The organism is Limnospira sp. PMC 289.06 (genome assembly GCF_032350395.1).
Taxonomy (GTDB): Bacteria; Cyanobacteriota; Cyanobacteriia; order Cyanobacteriales; family Microcoleaceae; genus Limnospira; species Limnospira platensis.
The window spans coordinates 1-1,421 of record NZ_JARPLC010000307.1 but is presented as its reverse complement, the minus strand read 5'-3'; the positions used below and the strand labels follow the sequence as shown (position 1 = coordinate 1,421).

The 1,421-nt window shown below is 45.5% G+C and carries 1 protein-coding gene and 1 pseudogene; one reads left to right on the top strand and one right to left on the bottom strand.

Annotated elements, in window-relative coordinates:
* Positions 1–254, bottom strand: a pseudogene (locus tag P5674_RS24720) (hypothetical protein); the annotation flags it as partial.
* A 38-nt stretch (positions 255–292) separates the two neighbouring features.
* On the opposite strand from P5674_RS24720, the gene P5674_RS24715 reads away from it, so the two are divergent.
* Positions 293–1,207 carry a hypothetical protein gene (locus tag P5674_RS24715; RefSeq protein WP_006615932.1) on the top strand — a complete coding sequence of 305 codons (915 nt, stop codon included), beginning with the start codon at positions 293–295 and terminating at the stop codon, positions 1,205–1,207.
* The last annotated feature ends 214 nt before the right edge of the window (positions 1,208–1,421 follow it).

Here is a 1,421-nt window from a genome sequence, read left to right as displayed (position 1 = left end):
GTTCCGGGTTGAAAGCCCACAAGAAATGGTTCTACTACTGCGATCGCACCGTCATTAATAAAACCTTCTAACTCGTCAATAGCCAGATTCACAACAGAATCTTCCTCGTCCAGAGTCAGATCCATAATGTCTTTTCCGGTGATATTAATAACCAAGTTTCTCTGTCTCCTCATTAACCGCCGCCCCATTGCTAAAACTAAGGCCTCTAAGGTAGTCTCAGAAAAATCAGGATAAAGTCCCGGCGTGATGTTCATATGCGACAATAGAAGTGATTAGTTCCATTGTACGATAAATGCCTATTCGGTTTGAAATGCGCCCGACTGGCGGCGGTGGCAGTGGGGGCGCTTATTATAGATTTTCCAAATCGGGGATGGTTGAACTGGTGGCGGAAGATGAACTGGAAATTGTCCCTTCTACTCCATCCCCGGTAAAGCGAGAGATTTTAATCAAAGGGGAAAGCCCATTTTCAATCCGCTGGGATGGCAGCAATAATGTTTTACCAGTATTCGAGGATGCGATTTATTTTGATAGTAGCGACGGGGGAATTTCTCTTTTCGCCACATCAAGCACAACTCAAACGATTGAAGTATGGGTTAGACAAGAAACGGCAATTGATTATGAGTTAGGACAAGAAATAGGAGAAATAGACGATATGCCAATGCCAGACTTATTAGTTAGACCTTTTGGGGCGACAGCCAATCAGCAAATCTGGGCGGCTCCTGCCATAGCTAACTCTGCTGATTGGCAAGATAACGCTAAATATAATGCGTTTGCACGGGCTGCGGCAGTCTTGCATCAGTTTGACATTTTTTACCCCGGTCAAATGTATAACTTTACAATAAACTCACCAGATGACTGGCATTTGGGAGCGGGTGAAGTTATTAAAGTGTTTTTATGTCCAAGGGAAATCATGGCTATGACTTTTAGCCATATGGCGGTCTATCAGTGGGAGTTTTCTGGTGGCGATAACATTCACCATTTGATTAACTGGGTGAAAAGCCATAGCGAAGTGGCAACAGTGGAATCCCTAGGCGGGGGTTTTTCGATTATCCCCACGATGAGTCGTCAACTATTATTTTTTGACACTTTGCCAGATGATGAACCCGATCGCTACCTCTGCAATTGCACTTACACTCCAAACTTGGTTAATCCAAAGGAGGGGGGAGAGTTCACTATTATTGGGGTAACTTTGCCTGAAGACTGGTAATCAATGTAATCATCTTGCTGGTGAATAGTCGATCGCCTATCTGATATTTTTTTCTGGGGGCGGGCTATCACTCACTGGCTGGCAAAAACTCAGAGGCTACCCTACTACCACCACCCGCCGCCAAACTTCCCCCCAAGTCGGCGCGGAAATTAACACCCCTCCCGCCCGAACCCTACAATAGTCATATAGGTAAGCCGATCGCTTTACCTCGTCG

Excerpts from the sequence above, each read along its gene's own strand:
- P5674_RS24715 (WP_006615932.1), top strand. The coding sequence starts at position 293 with ATGCCTATTCGGTTTGAAATGCGCCCGACTGGCGGCGGTGGCAGTGGG.